General features: G+C 57.3%; 5 protein-coding genes. All 5 read left to right on the top strand.

Annotated elements, in window-relative coordinates:
- Nucleotides 1-401: 401 nt before the first annotated feature.
- Nucleotides 402-986, top strand: a complete 585-nt coding sequence (locus DK510_RS01390; RefSeq protein ID WP_109310601.1) for an ANTAR domain-containing response regulator — start codon at nt 402-404, stop codon at nt 984-986.
- The gene (locus DK510_RS01385) at nt 983-2,152 is read left to right on the top strand and encodes an ABC transporter substrate-binding protein (protein ID WP_109310589.1); all 1,170 of its coding nucleotides are present in this window, start codon (nt 983-985) and stop codon (nt 2,150-2,152) included. Before DK510_RS01390 ends, DK510_RS01385 begins: the two co-directional genes overlap by 4 nt.
- Before the next feature lie 270 nt (nt 2,153-2,422).
- Complete coding sequence (locus DK510_RS01380) at nt 2,423-3,787, top strand: CmpA/NrtA family ABC transporter substrate-binding protein (RefSeq protein WP_109310600.1); 1,365 nt, start codon at nt 2,423-2,425, stop codon at nt 3,785-3,787.
- A 73-nt stretch (nt 3,788-3,860) separates the two neighbouring features.
- On the top strand, nt 3,861-4,943 hold the full coding sequence (locus tag DK510_RS01375) for an ABC transporter permease (RefSeq protein ID WP_109310588.1): 1,083 nt from the start codon (nt 3,861-3,863) through the stop codon (nt 4,941-4,943).
- A gap of 5 nt (nt 4,944-4,948) precedes the next feature.
- Nucleotides 4,949-6,628: an ABC transporter ATP-binding protein gene (locus DK510_RS01370; RefSeq protein WP_200833188.1), complete on the top strand. Its 1,680-nt coding sequence runs from the start codon at nt 4,949-4,951 to the stop codon at nt 6,626-6,628.
- The last annotated feature ends 3 nt before the right edge of the window (nt 6,629-6,631 follow it).

The raw sequence follows: 6,631 nt of genomic DNA, 5'->3' as shown, positions 1-6,631 counted from the left end.
CTCCGTCCATTCCTCTGTCTACAACTACTTCAACCAGGAAAGATCGCTAGCCAGTCGAGACACCTTCAAGCTGACCCGCGCCGCCGCTCTTAGCGAGTGGCGTCAACTCTGTTCCGGATAGGTTCGCAGTTTCCGCGGCAAACTGAGACTGGTTCGAAATCGTCTGACAGCACCTTTCGACCACCCAGATCAGGAGGTTAGCCCAAAAAAAATCTAAAGAGTCGATCGAATGTGCCACGCCAGCGCTGATGCCAGATTTCTTTGATGGCAAGTAGAAAAACTGTGCAGACGCTCCGCTGCATGTAAAAATATGCTGATAAATTAGGCAAACTGGCAGCCTGATGAAACGCTTAGTGGCCTTGGAATTGCGATCGATGAAGCTTGGGCTCACTTGGGTGCCTATGAAACAACACCTTACTGTCGTTGTCGTCGAGCAGAATCAAGAACGTGCTTTTGCAATTGTGGACGCCTTAAAAGAGTCTGGAGACGTAGACGTTTCTGTAATCGGCAATTTCTCCGGACTGGCACGTAGAATTGCAATGCATAGCCCAGACATCGTTCTGATCGACATAGACAATCCATCGCGGGATATGCTGGAAGAGTTGACCGTTGCCTCCGGTCCGATGGAGCGACCGGTGGCAATGTTCGTCTCGGGCGCTGCGGGCGGATTAGCGAAAGCCGCCGTTGAGGCAGGGGTATCAGCCTATGTAGTCGATGGCCTGCAAGCCGAGCGCATCAAACCTGTGATCGATACCGCCATCGCCCGGTTTCAGGTACTACGCCAGATGAGGACCGAACTGGCCAAGACCCGCCGTGCGTTGGAAGAACGCAAAGTGATTGATCGTGCCAAAGGGTTGTTGATGAAAGCCAAGGGTGTGTCTGAAGACGAGGCCTACGGCCTGCTGCGAGAAACAGCGATGAACCAGAACCGCCGGGTTGCAGATGTGGCTGAAGCCTTGGTCACGGCTTCGGGTTTGTTGTCATGAGAACTGTAACCTTGCCTGTCGCCTATATGCCTTTGGTTGACGCGGCCCCGTTGATTGTCGCGCGCGAGATGGGGTTTGACCATGCCGAAGGCGTGTCGCTGGACCTGCGACCGGCCCCGTCATGGTCATCTTTGCGCGATATGCTGGCTTTTGGGCATGTGGACGCTGCGCATCTGCTGTCACCTGTACCCGTTGCGATGGCCTTGGGTTTGGGCGGTATCGCGACGCCGCTGTCTGCAGTGTCTGTCCTATCCCTGAATGGCAACGTCATAGGCGTTGGAACCCAGTTGGCAAGGCGTCTGACCGATCAGGGCTATGACTTCGATTTCACTGATGCCGCTGGGGCTGGGGCTGCACTGGCAAAGGCTGCCGGTGAGGTTTTGGTGTTCGGAGTGCCTTTTCCGTTTTCGATGCATGTTGAACTGCTGCGCTATTGGGTTGCGGGAACCGAACTGGCTTCGAAACAGGTCGAAATCCGCACTGTCCCGCCCCCTCTCATGGCGCAGGCGCTTGCAGGTGGCGAGATCGATGCCTTCTGCGTGGGCGAGCCTTGGGGCTCATTCGCCGTGGATGACAATGTTGGCGCGTTGCTGCTGCCCGGCAAGGCGATCTGGACCTGCGCACCTGAAAAGGTGTTGGCGGTTAGAAACGACTGGGCCGAAACTGAGCCGCATTTGCTGGGTAGCCTCATGCGGGCCGTTTGGCGCGCGGGACGGTGGCTTTCAAACACGGACAGCCGAACAACCGCGTCCGAGATGCTATCGCGCAAAACCTACCTCAATGTCTCACCCGAACTAATCGACCGTGCATTAATGGGCGATTTCACAATCTCGGCGCGCGGCGAGCAACGCCATGTGGATGGGTTTGTCGAGTTCTTTGACGGCGCTGCCACCTTCCCATGGCGCAGTCAGGCCAAGTGGATCGCGCATCAGCTAGCACAACGGAACGGGATCGATGTCAGCACAGCCGAACGTCAGGCCGCCCGTGTCTTTCGCAGCGATCTCTATCGGCGCGAGTTGTTCGGGCTGGGTGTCGAAACCCCCGGAGCGTCAGAAAAGCTGGAAGGGGCGCTTCCCGAGTCGACCACCGTAGCCTCGACAAGCGGAAGCTTGATTCTGGCGCCGAACGTCTTCTTCGATCGTCGCATTTTCGAGCCAACGGGGTGAGAGTGCCCAAAATTTTTGCAGCGCAGCATCAAATCACGCTGCAGCGCAGAAAAATCACACTTTGACGCTCAAAACCGGATGACGGCCCAGATCAAGGATGTCTTAATCGGGACATCGGAAGGCAACGACGCCCACCGACGGAATTCGCCCACTATCCAGGGCACCTTACAAGAGCAAAGCCGCTCGACCATCCGCCACCTCCTCCCGGCGGACTGTGTCGGCGGCTTTTTTGTTTGCCCAAGAGGTTGGGCTGAACCGAAAGGGATCGAGATGAAAAAGCTTCTTTTAGGCCTCGTCGCAACGACGGCGCTTGTGTCTCCGGCACTGGCCGAGCTGGAACTGGAAAAAGACGAGCTGACTTTTGGCTTTATCAAACTGACCGATATGGCGCCGCTGGCTGTCGCTTACGAGAATGGGTACTTTCTGGACGAAGGCCTGTTCGTGACGCTGGAAGCACAAGCCAATTGGAAGGTCCTATTGGATGGCGTGATCGACGGGCAGCTTGACGGCGCACACATGCTGGCCGGACAGCCTTTGGCCGCCACCATCGGATACGGAACCGAAGCGCACATCGTAACGCCCTTCTCAATGGACCTGAACGGCAACGGCATCACCGTGTCCAACGAGATTTGGGAAGAGATGAAGCCGAACATCCCGGTGATGGAGGATGGTCGTCCCCAACACCCTATCAGCGCCGAGGCGCTTGCTCCGGTCGTTGAGAAATACAAATCTAAAGGCAAGCCCTTTAACATGGGCATGGTCTTCCCAGTCTCGACCCACAATTACGAACTGCGCTATTGGCTGGCCGCTGGTGGGCTGCATCCGGGGTTCTACAGCCCAGACAACGTGACCGGTCAAATCGGTGCGGATGTGTTCCTCTCGGTGACACCTCCGCCGCAAATGCCAGCCACGTTGGAGGCCGGAACGATCTATGGCTACTGCGTGGGTGAGCCGTGGAACCAGCAAGCGGTCTTCAAGGGCATCGGCGTTCCAGTAATTACCGATTACGAACTGTGGAAGAACAACCCCGAGAAGGTCTTTGGCATCACAGCTGAGTTTGCCGAGGAGTATCCGAATACCACTCTGGCAGTGACCAAAGCCCTGATCCGCGCGGCACAGTGGTTGGATGAAAATGACAACGCCAACCGACCCGAGGCGGTCGAAATCCTGAGCCGCGCGGAATATGTGGGCGCGGATTATGACGTCATCGCCAACTCGATGACCGGCACGTTTGAATACGAGAAAGGCGACAAGCGCGAGGTTCCCGATTTCAACGTGTTCTTTCGCTACAATGCGACCTATCCGTTCTATTCGGACGCTGTTTGGTACCTGACCCAGATGCGTCGTTGGGGTCAAATCGCCGATGCGAAGCCGGACAGTTGGTATGACGAAGTGGCCAAGTCGGTTTATAAGCCCGAAATCTACCTGGAGGCCGCGCGCCTGCTGGTCGACGAAGGTCTGGCGGATGAGGCCGATTTCCCCTGGGACAGTGACGGCTACAAGGCACCAACGCCTGTCGAGGATATCATTGACGGGATCGCCTATGACGGCCGCACACCCAACGCCTATCTCGAAAGCATGTCCATTGGCCTGAAGGGCGAGCAGAAGATCGTCGGCTCGGACGTTCAAGGCTAATTCCTCAGCTCCACGTCCGGCCACGGTCGGGCGTGGGCTTCACAAGTGCCCCGCCATCGCAAGGACACATCAGATGACGACCGTCGATCCCGAATTCAACGCAGACGCTGCACGCCAGGAGCGTCGCGCCCGCCTTTTCACCCGCATCAATGCAGCCGACAAATGGTTCCAGGTGTTGGGCCTCAGCTGGGCCACGCCTGTTCTGAAGGCCGCCGCCGGAGACAATCCCCGCGCTCAGATGGCCGAGATTTGGCGCTTGCTGATCGTGCCGTTGCTGTCGATCTTCGCCTTTTTGCTTCTGTGGGGCACGCTGGCGCCCAAGATACAGACCTCGCTGGGCGCGGTCCCCGGGCCAGCGCAGGTTTGGGCGGAGATGGTCAGTCTGAATGAGGACGCCAAAGCTAAAGCGGCAAAACGCGCCAAGTTCGAAGCCATGGTCGACACGCGCAATCAAAAGTTTATTGATGCTGGCCAGCCGGAGAAGGTGAAAGACGTGGCTTTCACCGGGGCTCCGACCTACTACCAACAGATTTGGACCTCGATCAAAACTGTGTTTTTCGGCTTTCTGATCGCTACTGCCCTCGCAGTCCCTCTGGGCATCGCGGCAGGTCTGTCGCCAACGGCAAATGCGGCGCTGAACCCGCTGATACAAATCTTCAAACCGGTCTCGCCACTGGCGTGGCTGCCGATTGTGACCATGATCGTCTCGGCCGTTTACGTCACCAATGATGGCTGGTTCGCGAAATCCTTCCTGATCTCGGCCATCACTGTAACTTTGTGTTCGCTGTGGCCCACATTGATCAACACGGCGCTCGGTGTGGCATCTATCGACAAGGATCTGGTGAACGTCTCCAAGGTTCTGAAAATGAACACCTATACCAAGATCACCAAGCTGGTGCTGCCCTCGGCGCTGCCGCTGATCTTCACCGGTTTGCGCCTCAGCCTGGGTGTCGGCTGGATGGTTCTGATCGCGGCTGAAATGCTGGCGCAGAACCCTGGTCTGGGCAAATTCGTTTGGGATGAATTCCAGAACGGTTCCTCCAGCTCTTTGGCCAAAATCATGGTTGCGGTCTTCACTATCGGTATCATCGGCTTCCTGCTGGACCGTGTGATGTATGCCCTGCAATCCCTTTTCACCTTCACGAATAACCGGTGAACGCGATGAGCATTCTAAGCTTCAAGAACGCCTCGAAATCCTTCGGTGAAGGCACTGCGCGCGCCGATGTGCTGAAAGGCATCGATCTGGACGTGCAAGAGGGCGAGTTTCTGGTGATCCTTGGTTTCTCAGGCACTGGTAAGACGACCCTGATCAACCTGATGGCCGGGCTGGATCGCCCGACCAGCGGAGAGGTCACGTTCAAAGGTGCTCCGATCAAAGGCCCTGGCCCTGAACGCGGGGTGATCTTTCAAAATTACTCGCTGATGCCTTGGCTTACGGTCAGCGGTAACGTCGGGCTGGCGGTTGATACGGTTTTCCCCGGTCTCAGCAAGGTCGAGAAAGCCGAGAAGGTTGCGCATTACGTGCGGATGGTGGGCCTCAGCCATGCCGCGACGCGCCGCCCGGTGGAACTGTCCGGCGGGATGCGCCAGCGGGTCAACGTGGCGAGAGCGCTATCGATGAACCCAGAGGTATTGCTGCTGGATGAACCTCTGTCGGCGCTCGACGCTTTGACCCGTGCCAATCTGGCGGACGAGATCGAACATATCTGGGAAGCCGACAAGAAGACCTGCGTGCTGATCACCAATGACGTGGACGAGGCAATCATTCTGGCCGACCGGATCATTGCACTGAACCCCGATGGCACGCTGGGGCAGGAGTTCCATGTGTCGATCCCGCGACCGCGCGAACGCGGTGCCATGAACAACGATGAGACGTTCAAACGCCTGCGGGCGGACGTCACCAAATATCTGATGGACGTAGGGATCGAGGCCAAGGTCGAAGGCACTCGTATCCTACCGGATGTCACCCCAATCCACGGGGTTCCAACGGCGGTGGCCAAGGCGCAAAAGGGGATGATTGAGAACCGCTTCCTCGATTTCTCGCAGCTGCACAAGGTTTATCCGACGCCCAAAGGCCCTCTGACTGTGGTCGAGGATTTTGACCTGAAGATCGACAAGGGTGAGTTCATCTCTCTGATCGGACACTCGGGCTGTGGCAAATCAACAGTTCTGACCATGGCCGCCGGGCTGAACGACATCTCGAAAGGCGCGATTAAGCTGGACGGCCGCCATGTAGAAGGGGCTGATCCTGAACGTGCGGTGGTGTTTCAGTCGCCCAACCTATTCCCTTGGCTCAGCGCTAAAGAGAACGTCGCGATCGGGGTCGACAAAGTCTATCCCAAGGCCAGAATCGCCGAGCGGCAAGATGTCGTTGAATACTATCTAGAGCGCGTCGGCCTGGCCGATGCGATGGATAAATCTGCCTCTGATCTCTCGAACGGTATGAAGCAACGCGTCGGTATTGCCCGCGCCTTTGCCCTGTCCCCCAAACTGCTGTTGCTGGACGAACCGTTTGGAATGCTCGACAGCCTCACACGCTGGGAATTGCAGGAAGTCCTGATGGAGGTCTGGTCCCGCACCAAGGTCACAGCAATCTGCGTAACCCATGACGTGGACGAGGCGATCCTGCTGGCCGACCGGGTGGTGATGATGACCAATGGGCCTCAGGCGACCATTGGCAAGATCACTAAGGTCGACCTGCCGCGCCCAAGGACTCGCAAGGCCCTGTTGGAGCACCCGGATTATTACGCCTACCGGCAGGAAGTTCTTGATTTCCTTGAAGAATACGAACACGGCGCCAAGCCGAAATCGCCCGCCCCCAAGGCGATTGCAGCGGAGTGAAAT

Source organism: Ruegeria sp. AU67, assembly GCF_900312795.1.
GTDB classification, from domain to species: Bacteria; Pseudomonadota; Alphaproteobacteria; order Rhodobacterales; family Rhodobacteraceae; genus Ruegeria; species Ruegeria atlantica.
Note: the sequence above shows the minus strand (reverse complement) of the source record. Positions and strands in the feature narration are given on the sequence as shown.

What these genes read in the sequence shown, in the direction of transcription:
- DK510_RS01390 (WP_109310601.1), top strand. Translation starts at nt 402, where the DNA reads ATGAAACAACACCTTACTGTCGTTGTCGTCGAGCAGAATCAAGAACGT.
- DK510_RS01385 (WP_109310589.1), top strand. Translation starts at nt 983, where the DNA reads ATGAGAACTGTAACCTTGCCTGTCGCCTATATGCCTTTGGTTGACGCG.
- DK510_RS01380 (WP_109310600.1), top strand. Translation starts at nt 2,423, where the DNA reads ATGAAAAAGCTTCTTTTAGGCCTCGTCGCAACGACGGCGCTTGTGTCT.
- DK510_RS01375 (WP_109310588.1), top strand. Translation starts at nt 3,861, where the DNA reads ATGACGACCGTCGATCCCGAATTCAACGCAGACGCTGCACGCCAGGAG.
- DK510_RS01370 (WP_200833188.1), top strand. Translation starts at nt 4,949, where the DNA reads ATGAGCATTCTAAGCTTCAAGAACGCCTCGAAATCCTTCGGTGAAGGC.